Below are 22,724 nucleotides of genomic sequence, written 5' to 3' on the forward strand. Positions count from 1 at the left end.
GGGTCAGCCCGCCAGGTGGGTCGCGAAGAAGGCCTCGACGTGCCGCCAGCCGTCGACCGCCGCCTCCGGCCGGTAGCTGGGCCGGTCGACGGAGAAGAACGCGTGCCCGGCGCCGTCGTAGCGGTGGAACTCGTAGGTCTTGCCGTGCTCCTGCAGCAGCTTCTCCAGCTCGTCGACCTGCTCCGGGGTCGGGTAGGAGTCGTCGTTGCCGAACAGGCCCAGGATCGGCGCCCGGACCTCGGCGACCCGGTCCGCGAGCGGCTGCACCTGCAGCGGGAAGCCCTCCGGCGGCGTCCCGACGACGAACGCGCCGTAGCAGTCCACGGCCGCCTGGACGTCGACCTCGATGCTGCTCAGGAAGGCCTGGCGGCCGCCGGAGCAGTAGCCGATCGTGCCGACCCTGCCGTTCGACGTCGGCAGGTCGCGCAGCCAGCGGGCGGCGGCCTTCGCGTCGCCCACGAACCGCTCGTCCGGCACACCGCCCTGCGCGCGGGCGGTCGCGGCGGCGTCGTCCGGGGCCGCGCCCGGCGCCTCGCGGCTGTAGAGGTTGACGCAGATCGCGTCGTGGCCGAGCACCGCGAACCGGCGCACGACCTCCTTCGACTCCCGGTCGTAGCCGGGCATGTGGTGGATGACGACCACCCCGCCGCGGGGGCCGGGGGCCATCGGCCGGGCGGTGTAGGCCTCGACCAGGTCGTCGCCGTGGCCGCGGATGCCCACGGTCTCGGCCAGCACGGCGTCGTACGCCACTTCGCGCCTCCTCGAAGATCTCGTGTCCCCGCCCTGCTTACTCTCCCGGGGGCGGCTCCGGCGAGCCTGCTGCCGCGCAGCCCGCACCGACCCGGTGGACGAACCGCCCGAACCGATCCGAAGGAGACGCCGTGACCGGCACCGAGACCCTCTGGCACCCGTTCGCCGCCATGCACGCGGTGCGGCGGTCGCAGGTGACGATCACCCGCGCCGAGGACGTCTGGCTCTGGGACAGCGCCGGCACCCGCTACCTCGACGCGACCGCCAGCCTCTGGTACGCCAACGCCGGCCACGGGCGGCGCGAGATCGTCGACGCCGTGACCGCGCAGCTGCGCGAGCTCGACGCCTACCACCTGTTCACCGACTTCGCGAACGAGCCGGCGCTGCGGCTCGCCGACGAGATCGCGGCCCGCGCGCCCGTCGACGACGGCCGGGTCTTCTTCACCAGCGGCGGCGGCGACTCGATCGACACGGCCGCGAAGATGGCGCGCGCGTACTTCGCGCTCACCGGGCAGCCCGACCGCACGATCCTGCTGCACCGTGAGCACAGCTACCACGGCACGCACGGGCTCGGGACCTCGCTCGCCGGCATCCCGGGGAACCGGGTGGCGCCGCCGTTCGTGCCGGACGTCGTGCAGACGGCCTGGAACGACGCCGAGATGCTCGAGGAGACCATCCGCGAGATCGGCGCCGAGCGGGTCGCCGCCTTCTTCTGCGAGCCCGTGATCGGCGCGGGCGGGGTGCTCCCGCCGCCCCCGGGCTACATCGAGGCCGCGGCGGAGGTGTGCGCACGACACGGCGTGCTGTTCGTCGCCGACGCCGTGATCTGCGGCTTCGGGCGGCTCGGCGACTGGTTCGGCGTCGAGCGCTTCGGGGTGCGGCCCGACCTCGTCGTCTTCGCCAAGGGGGTGACGTCCGGGGTGCAGCCGCTCGGCGGCGTCGTCGCGTCGGGGCGGGTGGCCTCCCCGTTCTGGGACGAGCCGGGCCGCGTGTTCCGGCACGGCCAGACCTACTCCGGGCACCCCGCCGCCTGCGCCGCCGGGCTCGCGACGATCCAGGTCTACGAGCGCGACGGCCTGTTCGACCGGGCCGTCGCCCTGGAGGGCCCGCTGGCCGAGCGCCTCGCCGGCCTGGCCGACCACCCGCTCGTCGACCATGCCCGGGGCGGCACGGGCTTCCTCGGCGCGCTCGAGCTCGACCCGGAGCGGGTGGCCGCGACGCCCGGCCTGTCCGGCGCCGTCGCGAACGCCGTGCGCGACCACGGCGTGCTGGTCCGGCCGATGATCTCCTCGCTCGGCTTCTCGCCGCCGCTCACCGCCACCGAGGAGCACCTGGACCTGCTGGCCGACGCCGTCCGGAAGGGACTCGACGGCGTGCTCTGACGGGTCGTGCGACGCCCCTGGAGTGTGGCATGCCACACCCCTAGGGTCGGTCCGGGAACGTCGAGGAGGACGGCAGATGAGCGCAGCGCTGGAACGGTTCCGCATGCTGATCGGCGGCAAGCCCGCCGACGCCGCGTCGGGGCGCACCTTCGAGTCGCAGAACCCCTACACGGGCGAACCGTGGGCGGAGATCCCCGACGCAGGCACCGAGGACGTCGACGCCGCGGTCGCCGCGGCCCGGGCCGCGCTCGACGGCGAGTGGGGCCGGACCACGGGGTTCACCCGGGCCGCGCTGCTGCGCCGGCTCGGCGACCTCGTCGGCGAGAACGCGGAGCGGCTCGCCCGGCTCGAGGTCAACGACTCGGGGAAGCTGTACCGGGAGATGATCGGCCAGCTCAACGGCCTGGGCTCCTGGTACCACTACTACGCCGGGCTCGCGGACAAGATCGAGGGCCGGCAGATCCCCTCGCCCAACCCGAACTACCTGGTCTACACGCGGCGCGAGCCGGTCGGGGTGGTCGCCGCGATCACGCCCTGGAACTCGCCACTGCTGCTCATGACGTGGAAGCTCGCCCCGGCCCTCGCGGCGGGCTGCACGATCGTGGTCAAGCCGTCCGAGCACGCGCCCGCGTCGACCCTCGGGTTCGCCGAGCTGATCGAGCAGGCCGGGTTCCCGCCCGGCGTCGTCAACGTGGTGACCGGGCTGAGCCGGGAGGTCGGGGCGCACCTGGCCGGGCACCCGGGCGTCGACAAGGTGGCCTTCACCGGCTCGACCGCGACCGGGCGCGCGGTCGCGCACGCCGCGGCGGAGAACCTCAACAAGGTCACCCTGGAGCTCGGCGGGAAGTCGCCGCAGATCGTGTTCCCCGACGCCGACCTGCAGGCCGCGGCGAACGGGCTGATCGCGGGCGTGTTCGCGGCGACCGGGCAGACCTGCATGGCCGGGTCGCGGCTGATCGTCCACGAGTCGGTGCACGACGAGCTGGTCCGGCTCGTGGCCGAGCGGGCGGCCACGATCAAGCTCGGCGACCCGAACGACCCGGACACCGAGATGGGCCCGGTCGCCAACGCCCCGCAGTACGAGAAGGTCCTGGGCTACCTGCGGACGGCGCAGGACGAGGGCGCGACGGTCGCGTACGGCGGGGCGGCCGAGGACGGGCTCGGCGGGTACTTCGTGAAGCCGACCGTGCTCACCGGCGTCGGCCCCGCGTCGACGGTGGTGCGCGAGGAGGTCTTCGGCCCGGTCCTGTCCGCCTACACCTTCACGGACGAGGACGAGGCGGTGAAGCTGGCCAACGACACGCCCTACGGCCTGGCCGGCGCGGTCTGGACCAAGGACGTGCACCGGGCGCACCGGGTGGCCGCGCGGATCCGGGCGGGCTCGGTGTGGATCAACGCCTACCGCGTCGTGGCGCCCAGCGTGCCCTTCGGCGGCTTCGGCGCCTCCGGGCTGGGCCGGGAGAACGGCGTCGCCGCGGTCGACGAGTACCTGGAGAACAAGTCGGTCTGGGTGGAGCTCACCGGCGGCACCCGGGACCCCTTCACCCTCGGCTGATCTCGTGGTGAACGGCGCTCTCGCTCACACCTGGTGAGCGAGAGCGCCGCTCGCGCAGGAAGGGGCGGGGGTGAGTGAGCGGCGCGTTCGTTCAGTGAATGTGAGCGGACGCGCCGTTCGTGCGATCGGGGGCGGTTTCTGTCGGGGGCGCATGCGAACATCTGTTCGTGTCGCGGATCGAGAGTCGCGCCGAGGCGAGCATCCTGCACGCCGACCTCGACTCCTTCTACGCGTCGGTCGAGCAGCGGGACGCGCCGCGGCTGCGCGGGCGGCCGGTGATCGTCGGCGGCGGGGTGGTGCTCGCCGCCAGCTACGAGGCCAAGGCCTTCGGCGTACGCAGCGCGATGGGCGGCCGGCAGGCCCGGGCGCTCTGCCCGCACGCGATCGTGGTGCCGCCGCGGTTCTCGGCCTACAGCGAGGCCAGCAAGGCGGTCTTCGCGATCTTCAAGGACACCACGCCGGTGGTCGAGGGACTGTCGATCGACGAGGCGTTCCTCGACGTCGGGGGCCTGTGGCGGATCGCGGGCGCGCCGGTGGCGATCGCCGAGCGGCTGCGGGCTCGGGTGCTGGCCGAGGCGGGCCTGCCGATCACCGTCGGCGTGGCCTGCACGAAGTTCCTGGCGAAGGTGGCCAGCGGGGTCGCGAAGCCGGACGGGCTGCTGGAGGTCCCGCCCGGCGGCGAGCTGGACTTCCTGCACCCGCTGCCCGTCGAGCGGCTGTGGGGCGTCGGCAAAGTCACCGCGGCGAAGCTGCACGCGCTGGGCATCCGCACCGTCGGCGAGGTGGCTGACCTGGGCGAACCGGCGCTGGTCTCGCTGCTCGGCCGGGCGACCGGGCGGCACCTGCACGCGCTGGCCCACAACCACGACCCGCGCGTGGTCGAGACCGGCCGGCGCCGCCGGTCCATCGGCTCCCAGCGGGCGCTCGGCCGTCGCTTCCGCTCGCCGGAGGAGATGGACACGATCCTGGCCGGGATCGTCGACCGGCTCGGCAAGCGGCTGCGCGGGGCGGACCGCACCTGCCGCACGGTCGTCCTGCGGCTGCGCTTCGGCGACTACACCCGGGCGACCCGCTCGCACACGCTCGCCCGGGCCACGGACCACACCCCGACCCTGCTCGAGGCCGCGCGGCGGCTGCTCCGCGAGTCGTTGAGCATGGTCCTCGACCGCGGGCTCACGCTCATCGGGATCTCGCTCACGAACCTCGACACGGACGACGCGATGCAGCTCGCCCTGCCCTTCGACCGCACGAGCGGGCCGGAGCTGGACCGGACGCTGGACTCGCTGCGGACCCGGTTCGGGTCGGAGTCCGTCACGCGGGCGGCGCGACTGGGCCGTGACCAGGGGCTGGAGGTGCCGATCCTGCCGGACGGCTGACCGGTCCCCGGAGCCGGATCTGCCGGTATCGGCGAGGGGGCTCCCCAGTCCCCGCCGATACCGGCACCCGCTTCAACGAGCGGGGGCGCCGGGAGTTGCCCGTCGGGTTCGTTGCAGGCGCGTGAACGCTCCGGGAACCGGGATGACGTGCCGGAGATCAGGACGAGTCGACGCCGGGTGCCCGGGATCGACAACTCTGCTCAGCCGGTCCGGTCCGCCGGTCCCGCCGTGCGGCCCGACCACTCCGGCTCGACCTCGGCCCACCGGCGGGTCCACTCGGCGTCGTTGCGACGGGCGGTCCAGCGCTGCACGAGCCGCCAGGCGGCCAGGAGCAGCAGCACGCCGGCGACGGCGACCCAGCCGGCGGCCACCACGCCGACCAGCAGGCCGGCGCGGGGCGAGGTCGGCGCGGGCGCGGGCATGCCGGCGCGGTCCACCCACACCGGAACGGCCGAGCCGGCCTTGGCGCTCATCGGGATCGTGACCTCGCCGGCGCGCGCGGTGCCGTCGGGCGCGGTCCAGGTGGCCGTGGCGCGGCGGGTGCCCGGGCCCACGCCCTCCGTCGACCCGGCGAGGTCCACGGGCTCGACGACCGCCACGACCACCCGGCTGCGGTCCGCCGCCTCCTGGTACGCCCGCGCGGACACGGCGCCGTGCGCGGCGGTGCCGACCAGCCCGGCGAGCACCATCGCGACGACCCCGAGACCGCACAGCAGGACGGCCACGACGTCCTCGATCCGGTCCGTCCGCCTGCGCGGCAGCCCGCGGCGTCGCCTCTCCACGGCCGGGATCTCGTCCGGGCCCACCCTCCCCGTTACGCAGGGTCCCTGGCTGTCACAGCCCGAGGGTGGCGAGACGCTCCTCGTAGCGGGCGCGGACGTCCTCCGGGTCGCCGCCCGCGTCGAGCTCCTCGGCGTAGATGGCGGCGGTGTCGGTGCCGGTCTCGGCGACCCGCGCGAACCACTTCTCGGACTCGGCGCGCCAGTACCCGACGACCCCGTAGGAGCCGGCCGGCAGTCCGAGCTCGCGGCGCAGGTAGCGGCGGACGGCCCGGGTCGCCGAGGCCTCCCCCGCGACGTAGACGTAGCCGGGACCGGGCGGCAGCTGGGCGCCGCGCACCAGCTCGTCCAGCCGGCTGGGCGTGCGCCCCAGCCCGGCGGTGTGCATCCAGCGCACCTGGGCACCGGGCAGCTCCTGGGCGTCCTCGCGGTCGGGCACCTCGACGAGCACGGTGGTCGGGAGCCGGTCCGCCGACTCCTCGACGATCCGGCCGATGGCGGGTAGCGCCGTGACGTCGCCGAGCAGCAGCTGCCAACGCGCCCCCTCGGGCCGGCGGAACCAGCTGTTGCGGTGGGTGATCCCCAGCTCGTCGCCGACGCGCGCCCGCGCGGCCCACTCGCCACCGACCCCGCCGGGGTGCAGCACGATGTCGACGGTCAGCCGGGCCGGCTCCCACCGGCGCACGGTGTACCAGCGGCCGACCTCGGCACCGGGGAACCGCAGGACCAGGGCCTCGTCCGGCACCCCGAGCGAGTCGAGGCCGGGCAGCCCCGGCCCGCCCAGGCCCACGCGGACAAGCGTCGGGGACAGCCGCTCGACGGTCTCCGTCACGACGGTGACGGGACCGTTCTCCAGCTCGGTGGCCATGTCGTGCGGACCTCCACGGACGACGTTCGGGGAACGGAGGTGAGGCTAACCAATCCGGACCCCGCCGTCGATCAACCGGCCCAGATCGGACCGCCCGCCGCACCTCGAGGCCGCGCCCGACGCGGCGCTCGACACACTGCGGCGTTCGACGAGGGGACTGCCGTAAGGCGCCTGCATCAACTAGCCTCCAGGCAACGACCGACGCAGGCGTCGGCGAAGCGAGTCGCGGAGGTGCGGGCACGATGGCGTGGGACTTCTCCACCGAGCCGGAGTTCGAGAAGAAGCTGGAGTGGATGCAGGAGTTCGTCCGGGAGGAGATCATCCCGCTCGAGACCCTGGACATCGACCGCGAGACCTACGCCCGCATCACCGCTCCGATGAAGGAGAAGGTCAAGGAGCAGGGCCTGTGGGCGGCGCACCTGCCGCCGGAGCTCGGTGGCGGCGGGTTCGGGCAGGTCAAGCTGGGTCTGATGCACGAGATCCTGGGCCAGTGCAAGTTCGCACCGGGCATCTTCGGCAACCAGGCGCCGGACTCGGGCAACGCCGAGCTGCTCGCCATCGGCGGGTCGCCGCAGCAGAAGGAGCAGTGGATGCACCCGCTGCTGCGCGGTGAGCTGCGCTCCTGCTTCTCGATGACGGAGCCGGGCGCCGGGGCCGACCCCACCCTCCTCACCACGCGCGCGGTGCTCGAGGGCGACGAGTACGTGATCAACGGCCACAAGTGGTTCTCGTCGAACGCCTCGGCCGCCGACTTCCTCATCGTGATGGCGGTCACGGACCCGGACGTCTCGCCCTACCAGGGCTCGTCGATGATCATCGTGCCGACGGACACGCCCGGCGTGAACATCCTCCGGGACATCCCCGTCATGGACCACTCGACGGTGCACCCGCGCCTCGAGGGCGGCCACGCGGAGATCATCTACGACAACGTGCGGGTGCCGAAGGAGAACCTCGTCGGCAACCCCGGCGACGGCTTCAAGCTGGCCCAGCAGCGCCTCGGCCCGGGCCGTATCCACCACGCGATGCGCTGGCTCGGCCAGTCGAAGCGCGCGTTCGACATGCTGTGCGAGCGTGCGGTGTCGCGCTACGCGCACGGCTCGGTGCTCGCCGACAAGCAGATGATCCAGGACTGGGTCGCGACCTCGGCGGCGGAGATGCAGGCCGCGCGGCTGCTGACCCTGCAGGCGGCGTGGAAGATGGACCAGGTCGGCGCGTCGAACGCCCGGAACGAGATCGCGATCATCAAGTTCTGGGGCGCGAAGGTGCTCCACGACGTGATCGACCGCGCCATCCAGATCCACGGCTCGCTCGGGTTCTCCGGCGACCTGCCGCTGGAGCAGATGTACCGGGCCGCGCGCGCCGCCCGCATCTACGACGGCCCGGACGAGGTGCACAAGGCCACCGTCGCCAAGCGGATCCTGCGCGGCTACGAGGCCCACGACGTGCCGTCCGAGCACGTGCCCACGCGCACCGAGGCCGCCCGCAAGAAGTTCGCCGAGTACCTCGAGCTCGCCACGGCGAACAACTGAGCCCGCTCCGGCCGGGATCCGACGGGGGGATCCCGGCCGGCGCAACTCAGCCCGCCCAGTCCGCGATCTCGGCGCGCCAGCGCCGCTTGTCCTCCTCCGGCGCGAAGGTGGCGTCGACGGAGTTGCGGGCGAGCTGGGCGAGCCGCGCCCGGTCGAGGCCGAGGTCGCGGGCGACGGCCCGGTAGTTCTCGTCGACGTACCCGCCGAAGTAGGCCGGGTCGTCGCTGTTCACGGTCGCGACGAGCCCCTCGTCGAGCATCCGCCGAAGCGGGTGGTCGGGCAGCGCGTCGACGGCCCGCAGGGCCACGTTGGACAGCGGGCACACCGTCAGCGGGATCCGCTCCTCGCGCAGCCGCGCCACCAGCTCCGGGTCCTCCATGGCACGGATGCCGTGGTCGACCCGCTCGACACGGAGCAGGTCGAGGGCCTCGCGGACGTACTCCGGGCCGCCCTCCTCCCCCGCGTGCGCCACCCGGTGCAGGCCCTCGGAGGCGGCCATCGCGTAGACGCGGGTGAAGAGCGACGGCGGGTACCCGACCTCCGCCGAGTCGAGCCCGACGCCGATGAAGTGCTCGCGGAAGGGCAGCGCCGCCCGCAGGATCTCCTCCGCCGCCTCCGGGCCGAGGTCGCGTAGGAAGCAGAGGATCATCGCCGCGGACACCCCGTGCGTCTCCTCGGCCGCGGAGAAGGCGCTGCTCAGGCCACGGATCACCGCCTCGAGCGGCACCCCGCGGTCGACGTGCGTCTGCGGGTCGACGAACACCTCGGCCCGCCGCACCCCCGCAGCCCGCGCACGATCGAGGTAGCCCGTCGCCAGGTCGTGGAAGTCCTCCTCGGTGCGGAGCACGGCGAGGTTCGCGTAGTACACGTCGAGGAAGGACTGCAGGTCGGCGAAGTGCTCGTACCGCTCCCGCAGCACGTCGGTGTCGCGGGAGGGCAGCGGGAGGCCGTCCCGGTCGGCGAGCCGGACCAGCAGCTCGGCCTCGATCGTGCCCTCGACGTGGAGGTGCAGCTCGGCCGTGGGCGGGGTGGGAGCGCTCATCCTGCGAGCCTTCCCCCGGCGCCCGGGGTCAGTCCTCGGCCACGAACCGGAACGCGTCGCCGTCGCGCACCACGTGCCCCGCGCTGCTGCCGGCGAAGTGCGTGCCGAGCACCAGCGCCTCGGCGGACGCCGCCTCCTCCAGCAGCGCCCGCCGGGTCGCCCGCGCGAGGTCCGGGTCGCCGTCGCCCGTCGCCGTCCAGTCGGGGTGCCGGCACTGGATCGGGTGGTGCAGGACGTCGCCGGTGATCACGCACCGGTCGCCGATCCAGACGCTGAGGTGGCCCGGCGTGTGTCCCGGCGTCGCCCGCAGCCGGACCGGACCGACGAGCGGGAGGTCGCCCTCGACCGGATCGACGAGCCCCGCGTCGAGCACCGGCCGGACGGAGTCGGCGAACGCCGGGGCGTGCAGCGGGTCGTCGGAGCGTCCCCACGCGTCGACGTCGGCCGCCCCGAGCAGGTACCGGGCGCGGGGGAAGGTGGGCACCCACTCACCGTCGACGAGGCGGGTGTTCCAGCCGGTGTGGTCGAGGTGCAGGTGCGTGCAGACGACCGCGTCGACGGTGTCGGGCGCGAAGCCCTCCACCACGAGATCGGCCAGGTACGGGCCGGTGCGGTGGTCGAACTCGGGGATCAGCGGGCGGACCTTCCCGTTCCCGCAGCAGGTGTCGACGATGATGCGCCGGCCGTCCGCCTCGAGCAGGTAGGAGTGCAGGCTCATCCGGTACCGGCCGTGGGCGTCGACGAAGTCGAGCGCGAGGTCCGGCTCCGCGGCCACGTCGGCCGGCGTGGCCTCGGCGAAGAAGTCGACCGGGAAGGGCATCACGTGCTCCACCACCCGGCTGATCCGCACACCGTCGACGGTCCACGACATCGCGCCCACCCCTCTCTAGAACCGGCGGTTCGCCAGGACGGGGATGGCCTTGCGGGCCGCGTCGACCTCGTCCAGGTCGACGTCGGCCACGAGCAGCCCGGGCTCCTCCCCCAGCTGCGCGACCACCGCGCCGTACGGGCTCGCCACCAGGCTCGCACCGATCCCCGTCGGGGCCTTGCCGCGCTCCCGGCCGACGGTCTCGGGGTCGGCCTGGTCGCAGGCGGCCACGAAGGCCGTCGAGTCCAGGGCCCGGGCGCGCACCAGCAGGTCCCACTGCTCCCGCTTGCCCGGCCCCGCACCCCACGACGCCGGCGCCAGGACCAGCTGCGCCCCGCGGTCGCCCAGCTCCTGGTACAGGCCCGGGAAGCGCAGGTCGTAGCAGGTGGTGAGGCCGAGCGTGCGGCCGTCGACCTGGATGGTGCGCAGCCCCGTGCCCGGGGCGACGGTGTCCGACTCGGCGAACCCGAAGGCGTCGAACAGGTGGATCTTCTCGTAGGACGCCTCGACCCCGCCGCCGGTGACCAGCAGCGTGTTGTGCACGCGTCCGTCCTCGGCCGGGGTGAACATGCCGGCGACCACGGTGACCCCGGCCTCCTCGGCGATCGCCCGCACCCGGTCCGCCCACGGGCCGTCGAGCGGCTCGGCGACGGGACCGAGCTTCACGCCGAAGCAGCACATCGTGGCCTCGGGGAACACGACGGTGCGCGCACCGGCCGCGGCGGCCGCGCGGGCGCCGTCCGCGACGAGCCCGAGGTTCTCCTCCGGCGACGGGGTCGAGACGATCTGGGCCAGGGCGATCCGCATGACCTCAGGCTGGCATCCCGAGCATGCGGCCCGCCAACCCTGCGTACAGCAGGCCCAGCGCGTCGGGCGTCCACGGCCCGCCCGGGACGAACCACCGGGCGACGTCGATGCCGAGGGAGAGCACCGCGGCAGTGGCCCCGCGGACGTCGGGAACGGTGAACGCGCCCGCCGCGACGCCGCGGTCGATCAGCCCGCGGACGACCCGCTCGGTGTCCCGGCGCAGCTCCGCGACCACCTCGGCGTGCGCGGCGGTGAGCGCGCCCTGCTCGTACTGCACCACGCGGGCGGTGGTGCGCTGCTCGGCGTGCCAGCGGGTGAAGGAGTAGACCAGCACCCGCATCGCCGCCGCCGGGTCGGGTTCCACGGCGGCCGCCCGGACGAGCTCCAGGGCGATCGTGTGGCCGCGCCGGCTGAGCGCGAAGAGCAGCTCCTCCTTCGAGGCGAAGTGCACGTACAGCGCGGCCGTGCTCAGCCCGGAGCCCTGCGCGATGTGCTTGAGCGAGGTGCCGTGGAAGCCGCGCTCGGCGAAGGACTCCAGGGCGGCCCCGACGATCGCCCGCTGCGTCGCCGTCGGCCACTCCGCCCAGAGGTCGAGGCCGGCGAGGATCCGCTCGCCCGCCCTCGTGCTCTCCGCCGTGACCCGCCCCATGGCCCGCTCCCCTTGACGCCGCCGCCCGTCGCGCCCACCCTACTTACTGATCGATCAGTAACCACTCGGGAGCGACGATGCCACGGGGCGACCGCGACCTCATCCTGTCCCGCCACGACGTGCGGTTCCTGCTGCACGACTGGCTGCACGTGGACGAGCTGACCAAGCGTGAACGGTTCGCCGAGCACTCGCGCGAGACGGTCGACGCGGTCCTGGAGCTGGCCGCCGACCTCGCCGCGGAGCAGTTCGCGCCGCACAACAAGCGCAACGACGCCGAGGAACCCGAGTTCGTCAGTACCGACGGAGTCGGGCGGGTCCGCCTGCACGAGGAGGTCGCGCCCGCCCTGCGCGCCGCCGCCGAGGCCGGCCTGCTGTCCGCGACGATGGACGCCGAGGTGGGCGGGCTGCAGCTGCCCCACGTCGTCGGCACGGCGGTGCAGGCCTGGTTCCACGCCGCCAACATCGGCACCTGGGCCTACGCCATGCTCACCGTGGCCAACGCCAACCTCCTGCAGGCGCACGGCACGCCGGAGCAGATCGCGACCTGGGTGCCGCCGATGCTCGAGGGCCGCTTCCACGGGACGATGTGCCTGTCGGAGCCGCAGGCCGGGTCGTCGCTCGCCGACATCACCACCCGCGCCGAACCGCAGCCCGACGGCACCTACCGGCTGCGCGGCACCAAGATGTGGATCTCCGGCGGCGAGCACGAGCTCGGCGAGAACATCGTCCACATGGTGCTGGCCAAGATCCCGGGCGGCGCGGCCGGGGTGAAGGGCATCTCGCTGTTCCTGGTACCCAAGTACCTGCTCGACGCCGACGGGAAGCCCGGCGAGCGCAACGACGTCGCGCTGGTCGGGCTGAACCACAAGATGGGCTACCGCGGCACCGTCAACACCCTGCTCAACCTCGGCGAGGGCGCGCACACCCCGGGCGGCGGGCCGGGTGCGGTCGGATACCTCGTGGGCGCGGCCGGCGGTGGGCTGGCCGCCATGTTCCACATGATGAACGAGGCCCGCATCGGGGTCGGGGCGGGTGCGGCCGCGCTCGCCTACACCGGGTACCTGAAGTCGCTGGACTACGCGAGATCCCGACCGCAGGGCCGCCCGGCCGGGGCCAAGGACCCGGCCGCCCCGATGGTCCCGATCGTCCGGCACGCCGACGTGCGCCGGATGCTGCTCGCACAGAAGGCCTACGCCGAGGGTGCGCTCGCGCTCGTCCTCTACTGCGGCCTGCTCGTCGACGAGGAGCGCACGGCGCCGACCGAGGCGGAGCGGATCCGGGCGCACCTGCTGCTCGAGACGCTCACCCCGATCGCCAAGAGCTGGCCCTCGCAGTGGGGGCCGGAGGCCAACTCGCTGGCCATCCAGGTGCACGGCGGCTACGGCTACACCCGCGAGTACGACGTCGAGCAGCACTACCGGGACAACCGGCTCAACCCGATCCACGAGGGCACCCACGGCATCCAGGCCGCCGACCTGCTCGGCCGCAAGGTCGTCATGGCCGGCGGGGCCGGGTTCACCGCGCTGCAGGAGACGCTCTCCGCGACGATCTCGCGGGCGGCCGAGGCCGGCGGGGACGCCGCCGAGTACGCCGCCGCGCTGCGGGCCGCGCTGGACCGGCTCGTCGAGGTCACCGGCGTGCTGCACGCCCATCCGGACGCCGAGGAGCGGCTGGCCAACGCGTCGGTCTACCTCGAGGCGGCCGGGCACGTCGTCGTCGCCTGGGTCTGGCTCGAACAGCTGCTGGCCGCGGCCGGGCGGGACGACGACCTCGGCCGCGGGAAGCGCGCCGCCGCGCGGTACTTCTTCCGGTTCGAGCTGCCGAAGGTCGGCCCTCAGCTGGACCTGTTGGCCTCGCTCGACCGGACCTCGCTCGACACCGACCCCGCCTGGCTCTGAGCGGGGTCCGGCCCGGCGCGGCGGGTGAGCACGATCCCCACGACGACCACGGCCACGGCGATCAGCGCCGTCATCGCCAGGTCGAAGCGGGAGCCCTCGCGGAGGGCCATGTAGACCAGGATCACCGGGATCACGACGATGACCGCCCAGGTCAGCACGGGGTAGGCCCACATCCGCACGGGGAGCGCGGCGTCCTCGCGCTCCAGCCGGCGGCGCATCCGCAGCTGCGACACGGCGATCCCGAGGTAGACGAGCAGCGCGATGGCACCGGACGTCGCGAGGAGCGTCGAGAAGACCTCCTCGGGGAAGACGTAGTTCGCGATCACGGTGAGGAAGCCGACGGCCGTGGACGCGAGCACGGCGATCCGCGGCACGCCGCCCGCGGTGGTCCGCATGACCGCCCGCGGGGCCTGCCCGCGGCGGCCGAGCGAGTAGATCATCCGCGAGGCGGTGTAGAGCGCCGAGTTCAGGCAGCTCGCGACGGCGACCAGCACCACGACGTCCACGATCAGCTTGGCGCCCGGGACGCCGATGGCGTCGAGCGCGGTCTGGTACGAGCCGTTCTCCGGCAGCCCCGGGTCCGTCCACGGGACCAGGGCCACGACCAGCAGGATCGACGCCAGGTAGAACACCGAGATCCGCCAGATCACCGAGCGCGTCGCCCGGCCGATCTTCTCGGCCGGGTTCTCGGACTCCGCCGCCGCGATGGTCACGATCTCCGTGCCCATGAAGCTGAACATCGTGATGAGCACGGCGGCGACGACGGCGCCCACGCCGTTGGGCAGGAAGCCGCCGGCGTCCCACAGGCGGCTGACGCCGCTGACCTGCGTGCCCGGCAGGATCCCGAGCACGGCGAGCACGCCCATCGCGATGAACGCGACGATCGCGACCACCTTGAGCAGCGCGAACCAGAACTCGAACTCGCCGTAGTTGGCCACGTTGAACAGGTTCGTGACCGTCAGCAGCAGGGTGATGACCAGCGCCCACGTCCACTGCGGCACGGCCGTGATCCACGAGTTGAGGATCGTGGCGGCCGCCGTCGCCTCCACGGGGATGACCAGCACCCAGAACCACCAGTACAGCCAGCCGACGCTGAACCCGGCCCAGCGGCCGATCGCGCGGTCGGCGTAGGTGGAGAAGGAGCCCGAGTCCGGGGTCGCGGCCGCCATCTCGCCGAGCATCCGCATCACGAGGACGACCAGCAGCCCCGCGAACGCGTAGGCCAGCAGCACCGCCGGCCCCGCCGTCGCGATCGCCGTGCCGGAGCCGACGAACAGGCCCGCCCCGATCACGCCCGCGATGCTGATCATCGTGACGTGCCGGTTCTTCAGTCCCGCGCTGAGCTGCGAGTCCCCCGTCATGCCGGCTCCCCTCGACCGCGTCACCCGACCGTGCGTCCGCGAATCATCACGCCGCGCAACGATCCGCGCAGCACGGGGCCGGGCCTGGCACTGTCCGTGGCATGGCCCGTGTCGTGTACTCCGCCGCCATGTCCCTCGACGGCTACATCGCCGGCCCGGGCGGTGACATGGCCTGGCTCGCACGACACTTCGGGCCGGACCCCGACGCCGAGGAGCTCGCGGCGGGCGCCGGCGCGCTGCTCGTCGGCGCCCGCACGTACCGCGGCGACGACCCCAACGCCGGTACCGACGCCGAGGGCGCCTTCGAGGGCACGTGGTCCGGGCCGACCATCGTCGTGACCCACCACCCCGACGCCGCACCACCGCCCGACGTCACGTTCGTCGGGACCGTCGAGGAGGGGCTGGACCGGGCGCGCGCCGCCGCCGGGGACCGGGACGTCCACATCCTGGGCGCCGACCTCGCGCGGCAGTGCCTCGCGCTCGGCGCGGTCGACCGGATCGCGGTGTCCGTGGTGCCGGAGATGATCGGCGACGGGGTGCGGCTGTTCCACGCGGCGGGCGGGGTGTCGGTGCAGCTGGAACGGACCCGGCTCACGGGCCTCCCCCACACCACCACGCTCTGGTACCGGGTGGTCAGAGGTCGGGAGTAGCGGGGGCGGGCCTCCCTGGCGCGCTGCGTCCGGCTGGACGAGAAGCAGGTCCGGGTCACCGTGCGGGACGTCGGACGGGCCCGCTCGCGACCGGCGCCGTGACCTTCAGATCAATCGGGCCGGCCTCGTCCGGCTCCATTTTGTCGGTGCTCGAATGTATGTTCGATCCGTGCAGCAGGTGGTGGCTCTTCCGAAGGACCTGGCGGCGATGCCGCCCGGCCCGGAGCTGGCCGCTGCCCTCGCGTCGATCGATCTCGCGGCGACGGCGAACGAGGACCTGCCGGTGCTGCTGCAGGCCCGGTACCGGCAGGTGGCGCACGAGCAGGCCGGGTTGTACGACGTGATGGCGCAGATCGGGGTCGCGGACCCGGAGCGCTGGTTCTCGGCGGCGCGGCGGGCCAGACCGCAGAAGTACTGGTCGGACGAGGTGCGCGCCGCACTGACGTGGACCCGGCGGGCGGCCGAGTACCAGACCGAGTTGGCCTGGGTGCTGCACGCGCACCTGCCGTCGGTGGCGGAGGCGTTGCGGGCCGGTGTGATCGATTTGCCGAAGGCGCGGGTGTTCGCGGACCACCTCGCCGACCTCTCCCCCGAGCAGGCCGCGGCGCTCGTCGCCTGGGTGTTGCCCCGCGCGGTCGGCTGGACCACCGGGCAGCTCGCGGCACGGTTGCGGGCACTGGTCGCGGATCTGGACCCGGCTCACTTCGAGAAGCGCTACCGTCGCGCCGTGGCCGGTCGCGAGGTCATCGGCATGCTGTGCGACGACGGCACGGTCACCATCACCGCGGTCGGCCTGCCTGCCGACCAGGCTCAGGCCGCGATCGACCGGGTCGACCGCCTCGCCCTCGCGATCCGCCGCGCCGGGCACCCCTCGCCCGTGGCCCACCTGCGCGCCGACGTCTTTCTCGGCCTGCTCGACGGCTCCCTGCACCACCTCACCCGAGACCAGATCATCAGGGAGTTCCTCACCCGCGCCGCGGCCGAGGTGGATGGTGACGCCGACGCCGGCCAGGCCGCGTCCGAGCGGGCTGACGCGCAGCCCAAGACCAGGACCGCAGATGTTGCCCGCGCGGCCTCCGCAGCCGAGGAGTCACCCGGCTGCAGCGGCGACGGCGGTAGCGGAAGCGAGGACACCGACAGCCGCGACAACGGCGACCACGACAACAGAGACAGGGGCCGCTGGGACAGCCGTGACGGCGCCGAGAGCCGCGACAGCGACCGCGGCGCGGGCGGCGACGGAGACGGCGATGATCGAGTCAACGCCGCGAGCACTGCCGACACCCGCCCCACCCCCGCGGCATCGCCTGAGGTGGAACCGGTCATAGGCGCTCCGCTGGACGAATCCGCCGACGACGCTCGGCGGGGCATTCATGTGCGAGCAGCGCTGAGCACCCTGCTGGGGCGGAACGATCGTCACGTCCTCCTGCCCGGCCAGGGACCGATTCCGGCCTCGGTCGGGCGCGGCGTCGTCGCACGACAGCGCGGAGCGTTGTGGCGGTTCGCCCTCGTCGACCAGCAGGGCCGGTTCGTCAGAGGCGGGATCGTGCGGGCACGCCCGGCACCGCCGACCGATCCGCCACCACGAACTCGCACCGCCCGCCGGCCGACGGGCGGCCTGGTCGACATTATTCTGCTCACCGAGGCGGAGCTCGACGCCCTCCTCGGACCGAGGGCGGGCGGACCGCCGGATCCGGTACCGGACGCCGGCGGGCACGACTGGCGTCCGGTCCTGTCCGCGATCCGCCGCGCCCTCGACCGTCCCGAGAGCACTCCCGGGAACTCCGGCGACGCACGCCGACGCTTCCCGCGCGCCGGCCTGCGCCGCCACGTCCAGCTGCGCGACCAGACCTGCACGTTCGTCGGCTGCCGCGCGCCGGCCGAGCGGACCGACCTCGACCACACCGTCGACCACGCTCGCGGTGGCCGCACGACCGACGACGACCTCGGGCCCGCCTGCCGCCACGACCACGGTCTGAAGCAGGCGGGCTGGACGCTCGACCAGCCCGAGCCAGGCGTCTTCCGATGGACGAGCCCCCTCGGCCGTACCTACGTGACCACCGCCGACCCGCTCCTGCCCGAACCCCCGCCGCAGGTTCCGCACGGGGCGGACGCCAACCTTGACGTCCCGCCCTTCGTCCGACCCGACGACGAGGCCTGCGGACTGATCGAGCCGGTCCCGCCCGAACCCGAGCGGGACCGGCCCGCCGTCGACCTCGACGAGGAACCCGACGAGGAGCCGCCCTTCTGACCTAGACCATCACGATCCCGCCGTCGATCATCACCGACTGGCCGGTCATGTAGTTCGAGTCCGGGCCGGCGAGGTAGGAGACGAAGCCGGCGACGTCCTCGGGGGTCTGGACCCGCTTGAGCGTGATCAGCTCGGTGTACTGCTTGAGCGTCTCGCCCCGCTCGTTGCCCAGGTAGGGGCCCATCTTCTCGTCGATGAGGTCCCACATGTCGGTGCCGACGATGCCCGGGCAGTAGGAGTTCACCGTGATCTTGTGCGGCGCCAGCTCCTTCGCCCCGGCCTGGGTGAGCGCGCGGACGGCGAACTTCGTGGCCGAGTAGTGCCCGAGGAAGTCGAAGCCCGCGTGCCCCGCGATCGAGGCGGCATTGATGATCTTTCCGCCGCCGTGGTCCTTCATGTGTTCCGCGGCGGCCTGGATGCCGTAGACCACGCCGAAGACGTTGACGTCGAAGACGGTCCGCAGGTCGTCGGGCGTGAGCTCGAGCAGTGTCTTGACCTGCGCGATCCCGGCATTGTTGACCATCACGTCGAGGCCGCCGAGCTGCTCGACGGTGGCCGCGACGCCCTCGAACACCGCGTCCCGCGAGGTCACGTCGAAGGGCAGCGCGACGGACGACCCGCCGGCGTCGGCGATCTCCCCGGCGACGGACTCGGCGTTGGCCTTGTTCACGTCGTTGACGGCGACGGCGTGCCCGTCCTTCGCCAGCCGGAGGGCGATCGCCCGGCCGATCCCACGCCCGGCCCCGGTCACCAGCGCGACGGTCATCCCAGGACCTCCTTCGGCGAGACGAGGATCTTCACGTTCTCCTCCTTGTTGTCGATCAGCTCCCGGAACCCGCCGGACACGATGTCCTCGAGCGCGATCCGGCCGGTGATGAACTGGGCGGCGTCGACCTTCCCGTCGCGCAGCAGCGCGATGGTGTCGGGGTGGTCGCCGCAGTAGGCGAGCGAGCCGATCAGGTTGACCTCGCTCATGACCAGGTCGTTCACGGCGACCTGCGGGACGTGGCCCCAGATCGCCACGTTGACGACGGTGCCGCCGGGGCGCACGGAGCCGATGGCCGAGGCCAGCACCGCGTCGATCCCGGCGCACTCGAAGGCGACGTCCGCGCCGCCGCCGGTGAGGTCGAGGATCGCGGCGGGGGCGTCGTCGGCGATCGGGTCGATGATCACGTCGGCGCCCGCGGGCGTGGCCTTGGCCTTGCGCGCGGCCGCGGGCTCCACGACGACGACCTGCGAGGCCCCGGCCGCCTTGAGCGCCGCGGTGGTGACCAGCCCGATCGGGCCGGCGCCGTAGACCACGGCGGTGCCGCCCTCACGCAGCCCGGACAGGCGCACGGCGTGGTAGCCGACGGCGAGGGGCTCGACGAGCGCGCCGAGGTCCGTCGGCAGGTCGCCGAGCGGGTGCACCCACCGCTGGTCCACCACGCAGCGCTCGGCGAAGCCGCCCTGGTCACCGGCCAGCCCGACGAAGCCGAGGCTGCGGCAGATGTTGTAGCGGCCCGCCTTGCAGGCCACGCACTCCCCGCACACCCAGTACGGCTCGACGGCGACCCGGTCGCCCTCGCTCACGCCGCTCACCCCGGAGCCCACGGCCGACACCACGCCGGCGAACTCGTGGCCGAGGACGACCGGCATCTCCACGCCGGTCAGCGGGTGGGGCTCGCCCTTGGCCGGGATGAAGATCGGCCCCTCGAGGAACTCGTGCAGGTCGGTGCCGCAGATGCCGCACCAGTCGACCGACACCTCGACCTGGCCCGGCCCCACCACCGGGTCGGGGACCTCGTCGATGCGGATGTCGCCGGGACCGTGGAACCGCGCTGCTCTCATGTGTCCACGGTCACGCCGGAGCGAGGCCCTGGGCAACGGTTGCAGCGAGGTTGCAGGATCACCCCATGACCACGAGCGCGGACACCGACGTCCCCGACCGACGCGCGGTGCGCGAGTTCGCCCGCCACCTCTTCGGCGTCTACACCGCCGGCGGGCTGACGATGATGATCGACCTCGGGCACCGCACCGGCCTGTTCGAGGCCGCGGCGCGCGGCCCGGCGACGTCGGCCGAGCTGGCGGAGCGGGCCGGGCTGCAGGAGCGCTACGTGCGCGAATGGCTCGGCGCGATGGTCACCGGCGGGATCATGACCTTCGACGACGGGCGGTACACCCTGCCCGCCGCCCACGCCGCCGCGCTGACGGGCCCCGGCTCGAAGAACATGGCGCCGATGGCGGCCATGGTGCCGCTGCTCGGCCGCAACCTCGACGCCGTCGCCGAGGCCTTCCGCAACGGGGGCGGGCTGCCCTACGACGCCTTCGCGCCCGACTTCACCGGTGTGATGGACCAGCTCAACCGCCGCCCGCTCGACGAGCTGCTGGTCGACGCCTGGCTCCCGCTGGTGCCGGGGCTGACGGAGCGGCTGGCGGCCGGCGCCCGGGTGGCCGACGTCGGCTGCGGGACCGGGCACGCGATGGTGATCCTCGGGAAGGCGTTCCCGGCTTCGACGTTCACCGGCTACGACATCGCCGAGGACGCACTCGCGCACGCCCGCGCCGAGGCCGCCGCCGAGGGTCTGACGAACGTGCGGTTCGAGCGCGCCGACGCCGCCGCCTTCCGCCCGGCCGAGCCCGTCGACGTCGCGTTCGCCATCGACGCGGTGCACGACCAGGTCGACCCGGCCGCGGTGCTGCGCGGGATCCACGACGCGCTGGTGCCCGGCGGCCGCTTCGTGATGGTGGACATGGCGGCGGCGACCGATCTCGCGGACAACGTCGGCAACCCCTTCGCCCCGTGGATCTACACGATCAGCACCCTGCACTGTATGACCGTCTCGCTCGCGGGCGGGGGCGCCGGGCTGGGCGCGGCGTGGGGGAAGGAGCTCGCGGTGCGCATGCTGGGCGAGGCCGGGTTCGGCGAGGTCGCGGTGGCCCCGGCGCCCGGCCAGGCGCTCAACCTGATCTACGCGACGGAGCGGCCGGGCTGAGCCCGGCCGCTCCGGTCACCCCCCGGTCCCCCGGGGCGGTCCTCAGGCCTTGGCCTGCATGCTCTCCCGCGCGGGGTTGCCCTGGTCGTCCGCCTTCGGGTCCTTCTCCGCGGACTTCTCCCGGACCCCGGCCTCGATCCGGTCGCCGATCTCCTTGTCGATGTTGTGCCAGTACTCGAACGCGCGCTCGAGGACCGGCTCCGAGACGCCGTTGAGCAGGTGCCCGACGACGTTGTCGACGAGGCGACCGCGGGCCGCGTCGTCCATCACCTCGCGGACGAGCGTGCCGGGCTGGCCCCAGTCGTCGTCCTCGGCGTGGTCGACGTAGGCGGTGCGCATGATGTCCCCGTCGGCCTGCCAGGTCGGGACGTGCTGCGACGTGTCCGCGGCCGGGCCGCCGTAGGAGTTCGGCGCGTACACCGGGTCGGAGACCTTCTTCACCCGCATCGCGCCGTCCTTGGAGTACGAGTGCGTCTCCACGACGGGGGCGTTCACCGGGATCTGCTGGTAGTTGCCGCCCAGGCGGTGCCGGTGCGCGTCGGCGTAGGAGAACAGCCGGGCGAGCAGCATCCGGTCCGGCGACGGCCCGATGCCCGGCACCAGGTTGTTGGGCTGGAACGCGATCTGCTCGATCTCGGTGTGGTTGTCCGTGGGGTTGCGGTCCAGCGTCATCCGCCCGACCTCGGTCAGCGGGTAGTCGCCGTGCGGCCACACCTTCGTCAGGTCGAACGGGTTGAAGCGGTACGTCTTCGCGTCCTCGTACGGCATGATCTGCACGTACAGGGTCCAGGACGGGTGGTCGCCGTCGCGGATGTGCTCGAACAGGTCACGGGTGTGGTAGTCCGTGTCCGCCGCGGCCATCTGGTCGGCCTCGTGCTGGGTGAAGGTCTGGATGCCCTGGTCGGTCTTGAAGTGGTACTTGACCCAGAACTCCTCGCCGGCAGCGTTGATCCACATGTAGGTGTGGCTCGTGTAGCCGTTCATGTGCCGCCAGGTGCGCGGGATGCCCCGGTCGCCCATCAGCCAGGTGACCTGGTGCGCGGACTCCGGCGAGAGCGTCCAGAAGTCCCACTGCATGTCGTGGTCGCGCAGGTTGTTGTCGGCGCGCCGCTTCTGCGACCGGATGAAGTGCTGGAACTTCATCGGGTCCTTCACGAAGAAGACCGGCGTGTTGTTGCCGACCATGTCGTAGTTGCCCTCGGACGTGTAGAACTTGATCGCGAACCCGCGGGGGTCGCGCCACGTGTCGGGGCTGCCCCGCTCCCCCGCCACGGTCGAGAAGCGGATGCCGAGCTCGGTCCGGGTGCCGGGCTGGAAGAGCGCCGCCTTGGTGTAGGCGCTCACGTCGTTGGTGACCTCGAAGTACCCGAACGCGCCGCTGCCCTTCGCGTGCGGCTGGCGCTCGGGGATGCGCTCCCGGTTGAACTGCGCCATCTGCTCGATGAGGTAGCTGTCCTGCAGCAGGATCGGGCCGCCGGGGCCGACGGTCAACGAGTGCTCGTCGCTCTCGACCGGGATGCCGGCATCGGTCGTGGTGGGGTTCGGGCGCGTGCTCGTCACGGGGTGCGCCTCCTCGTGGATCGCTCGATACGGGCTCGCGTGGTGGGCGGGCCGGCGGCGCCGGACGCGCCGCCACCGTCGGTGGGCGTACCCGGGTCTCGCGCGCGCGACACCTCCGCCACCGCTCGTCGACGCGTCCCGGTCCGCGTATCGCCGGGCTGCATACCGCGCTCGTTGCGGGGGTAGTGACCGTCTGGCCCGAGCACGGAGGTATGCGTGATGGTCGACGACGACCGGCTCCCCCAGAACGACGACGCGACCGTCCCCGCGGCGACCCCGACGGTGATGTCGATGGACGAGGACCAGCTGTGGGACGTGGTGCGGTCGCTGGCCGAACCCGCCCGCGGCGAGCTGCGCGCACTGTCCTGATCTCCCCGGCCTGATCTTCCCGGCCTGATCTCCCCCGCCCGAGCTCCGTCGATCCTCA

20 protein-coding genes are annotated in these 22,724 nt (G+C 73.2%); 9 read left to right on the forward strand and 11 right to left on the reverse strand.

What is annotated here, in order from left to right; translation table 11 throughout:
* Positions 1–3 precede the first annotated feature (3 nt).
* The gene (locus tag PKE99_RS14640) at positions 4–750 is read right to left on the reverse strand and encodes a dienelactone hydrolase family protein (protein ID WP_037038654.1); all 747 of its coding nucleotides are present in this window, start codon (positions 748–750) and stop codon (positions 4–6) included.
* A gap of 131 nt (positions 751–881) precedes the next feature.
* On the opposite strand from PKE99_RS14640, the gene PKE99_RS14645 reads away from it, so the two are divergent.
* The 3 genes from PKE99_RS14645 to dinB all read left to right on the forward strand — a co-directional run bounded on the left by PKE99_RS14645 (position 882) and on the right by dinB (position 5,063).
* A complete protein-coding gene (locus tag PKE99_RS14645) occupies positions 882–2,132 on the forward strand; it encodes an aminotransferase family protein (RefSeq protein WP_037038652.1) in 1,251 nt (416 codons plus the stop codon).
* Positions 2,133–2,208: 76 nt separating this feature from the next.
* Positions 2,209–3,687, forward strand: a complete 1,479-nt coding sequence (locus PKE99_RS14650) for an aldehyde dehydrogenase (protein ID WP_037038649.1) — start codon at positions 2,209–2,211, stop codon at positions 3,685–3,687.
* A 161-nt stretch (positions 3,688–3,848) separates the two neighbouring features.
* Positions 3,849–5,063, forward strand: a complete 1,215-nt coding sequence (gene dinB, locus PKE99_RS14655) for a DNA polymerase IV (RefSeq protein ID WP_037039180.1) — start codon at positions 3,849–3,851, stop codon at positions 5,061–5,063.
* A 200-nt stretch (positions 5,064–5,263) separates the two neighbouring features.
* Here dinB and PKE99_RS14660 read toward each other — a convergent pair whose 3' ends face one another.
* Both PKE99_RS14660 and PKE99_RS14665 read right to left on the reverse strand, forming a co-directional pair.
* Positions 5,264–5,845: an Rv1733c family protein gene (locus tag PKE99_RS14660; RefSeq protein ID WP_156066891.1), complete on the reverse strand. Its 582-nt coding sequence runs from the start codon at positions 5,843–5,845 to the stop codon at positions 5,264–5,266.
* Between the two features lie 52 nt (positions 5,846–5,897).
* A complete protein-coding gene (locus PKE99_RS14665; RefSeq protein ID WP_037038647.1) occupies positions 5,898–6,710 on the reverse strand; it encodes a siderophore-interacting protein in 813 nt (270 codons plus the stop codon).
* A gap of 242 nt (positions 6,711–6,952) precedes the next feature.
* On the opposite strand from PKE99_RS14665, the gene PKE99_RS14670 reads away from it, so the two are divergent.
* A complete protein-coding gene (locus PKE99_RS14670; protein WP_037038646.1) occupies positions 6,953–8,239 on the forward strand; it encodes an acyl-CoA dehydrogenase family protein in 1,287 nt (428 codons plus the stop codon).
* Positions 8,240–8,285: 46 nt separating this feature from the next.
* Here the strand turns inward: PKE99_RS14670 and PKE99_RS14675 are convergent, their stop codons facing one another.
* From PKE99_RS14675 to PKE99_RS14690, 4 genes are read right to left on the reverse strand one after another with little or no spacing between them, the layout of a single operon-like run.
* Positions 8,286–9,281, reverse strand: coding sequence for an adenosine deaminase (locus PKE99_RS14675; protein WP_037038644.1), 996 nt, complete (start codon positions 9,279–9,281; stop codon positions 8,286–8,288).
* A gap of 28 nt (positions 9,282–9,309) precedes the next feature.
* Positions 9,310–10,152 carry an MBL fold metallo-hydrolase gene (locus PKE99_RS14680; RefSeq protein ID WP_037039173.1) on the reverse strand — a complete coding sequence of 281 codons (843 nt, stop codon included), beginning with the start codon at positions 10,150–10,152 and terminating at the stop codon, positions 9,310–9,312.
* A 15-nt stretch (positions 10,153–10,167) separates the two neighbouring features.
* On the reverse strand, positions 10,168–10,956 hold the full coding sequence (locus tag PKE99_RS14685; protein WP_037038643.1) for a carbon-nitrogen hydrolase family protein: 789 nt from the start codon (positions 10,954–10,956) through the stop codon (positions 10,168–10,170).
* Between the two features lie 4 nt (positions 10,957–10,960).
* Positions 10,961–11,605: a TetR/AcrR family transcriptional regulator gene (locus PKE99_RS14690; protein ID WP_081923602.1), complete on the reverse strand. Its 645-nt coding sequence runs from the start codon at positions 11,603–11,605 to the stop codon at positions 10,961–10,963.
* 77 nt (positions 11,606–11,682) lie between these two features.
* Here PKE99_RS14690 and PKE99_RS14695 point away from each other — a divergent pair, with 77 nt between their 5' ends.
* The gene (locus PKE99_RS14695; RefSeq protein WP_037038642.1) at positions 11,683–13,503 is read left to right on the forward strand and encodes an acyl-CoA dehydrogenase; all 1,821 of its coding nucleotides are present in this window, start codon (positions 11,683–11,685) and stop codon (positions 13,501–13,503) included.
* Here PKE99_RS14695 and gabP read toward each other — a convergent pair.
* Positions 13,440–14,864 (reverse strand): GABA permease, encoded by a 1,425-nt coding sequence (gene gabP / locus PKE99_RS14700; protein ID WP_081923601.1) that lies wholly within the window; start codon positions 14,862–14,864, stop codon positions 13,440–13,442. The genes PKE99_RS14695 and gabP overlap by 64 nt on opposite strands.
* Before the next feature lie 101 nt (positions 14,865–14,965).
* Between gabP and PKE99_RS14705 the strand changes: the two genes are divergently transcribed.
* Together PKE99_RS14705 and PKE99_RS14710 are read left to right on the forward strand one after the other, a co-directional pair.
* On the forward strand, positions 14,966–15,514 hold the full coding sequence (locus PKE99_RS14705) for a dihydrofolate reductase family protein (RefSeq protein WP_037038641.1): 549 nt from the start codon (positions 14,966–14,968) through the stop codon (positions 15,512–15,514).
* A 169-nt stretch (positions 15,515–15,683) separates the two neighbouring features.
* Positions 15,684–17,762 (forward strand): HNH endonuclease signature motif containing protein, encoded by a 2,079-nt coding sequence (locus PKE99_RS14710; RefSeq protein WP_197040377.1) that lies wholly within the window; start codon positions 15,684–15,686, stop codon positions 17,760–17,762.
* A gap of 1 nt (position 17,763) precedes the next feature.
* On the opposite strand, the gene PKE99_RS14715 is transcribed toward PKE99_RS14710, so the two are convergent.
* Together PKE99_RS14715 and PKE99_RS14720 are read right to left on the reverse strand one after the other, a co-directional pair.
* Complete coding sequence (locus PKE99_RS14715; protein WP_037038640.1) at positions 17,764–18,528, reverse strand: acetoin reductase; 765 nt, start codon at positions 18,526–18,528, stop codon at positions 17,764–17,766.
* Positions 18,525–19,592, reverse strand: coding sequence for a 2,3-butanediol dehydrogenase (locus PKE99_RS14720; protein WP_037038639.1), 1,068 nt, complete (start codon positions 19,590–19,592; stop codon positions 18,525–18,527). Before PKE99_RS14720 ends, PKE99_RS14715 begins: the two co-directional genes overlap by 4 nt.
* Positions 19,593–19,657: 65 nt before the next feature.
* Between PKE99_RS14720 and PKE99_RS14725 the strand changes: the two genes are divergently transcribed.
* Complete coding sequence (locus PKE99_RS14725) at positions 19,658–20,737, forward strand: class I SAM-dependent methyltransferase (RefSeq protein ID WP_037038638.1); 1,080 nt, start codon at positions 19,658–19,660, stop codon at positions 20,735–20,737.
* A 42-nt stretch (positions 20,738–20,779) separates the two neighbouring features.
* On the opposite strand, the gene PKE99_RS14730 is transcribed toward PKE99_RS14725, so the two are convergent.
* Entirely contained in the window at positions 20,780–22,297 is a 1,518-nt protein-coding gene (locus tag PKE99_RS14730) for a catalase (protein ID WP_037038634.1), read from the reverse strand.
* A gap of 219 nt (positions 22,298–22,516) precedes the next feature.
* On the opposite strand from PKE99_RS14730, the gene PKE99_RS14735 reads away from it, so the two are divergent.
* Positions 22,517–22,666, forward strand: coding sequence for a hypothetical protein (locus PKE99_RS14735; RefSeq protein ID WP_156066888.1), 150 nt, complete (start codon positions 22,517–22,519; stop codon positions 22,664–22,666).
* Positions 22,667–22,724: the final 58 nt, after the last annotated feature.

Source organism: Pseudonocardia halophobica (genome assembly GCF_027922425.1).
Taxonomy (GTDB): domain Bacteria; phylum Actinomycetota; class Actinomycetes; order Mycobacteriales; family Pseudonocardiaceae; genus Pseudonocardia; species Pseudonocardia halophobica.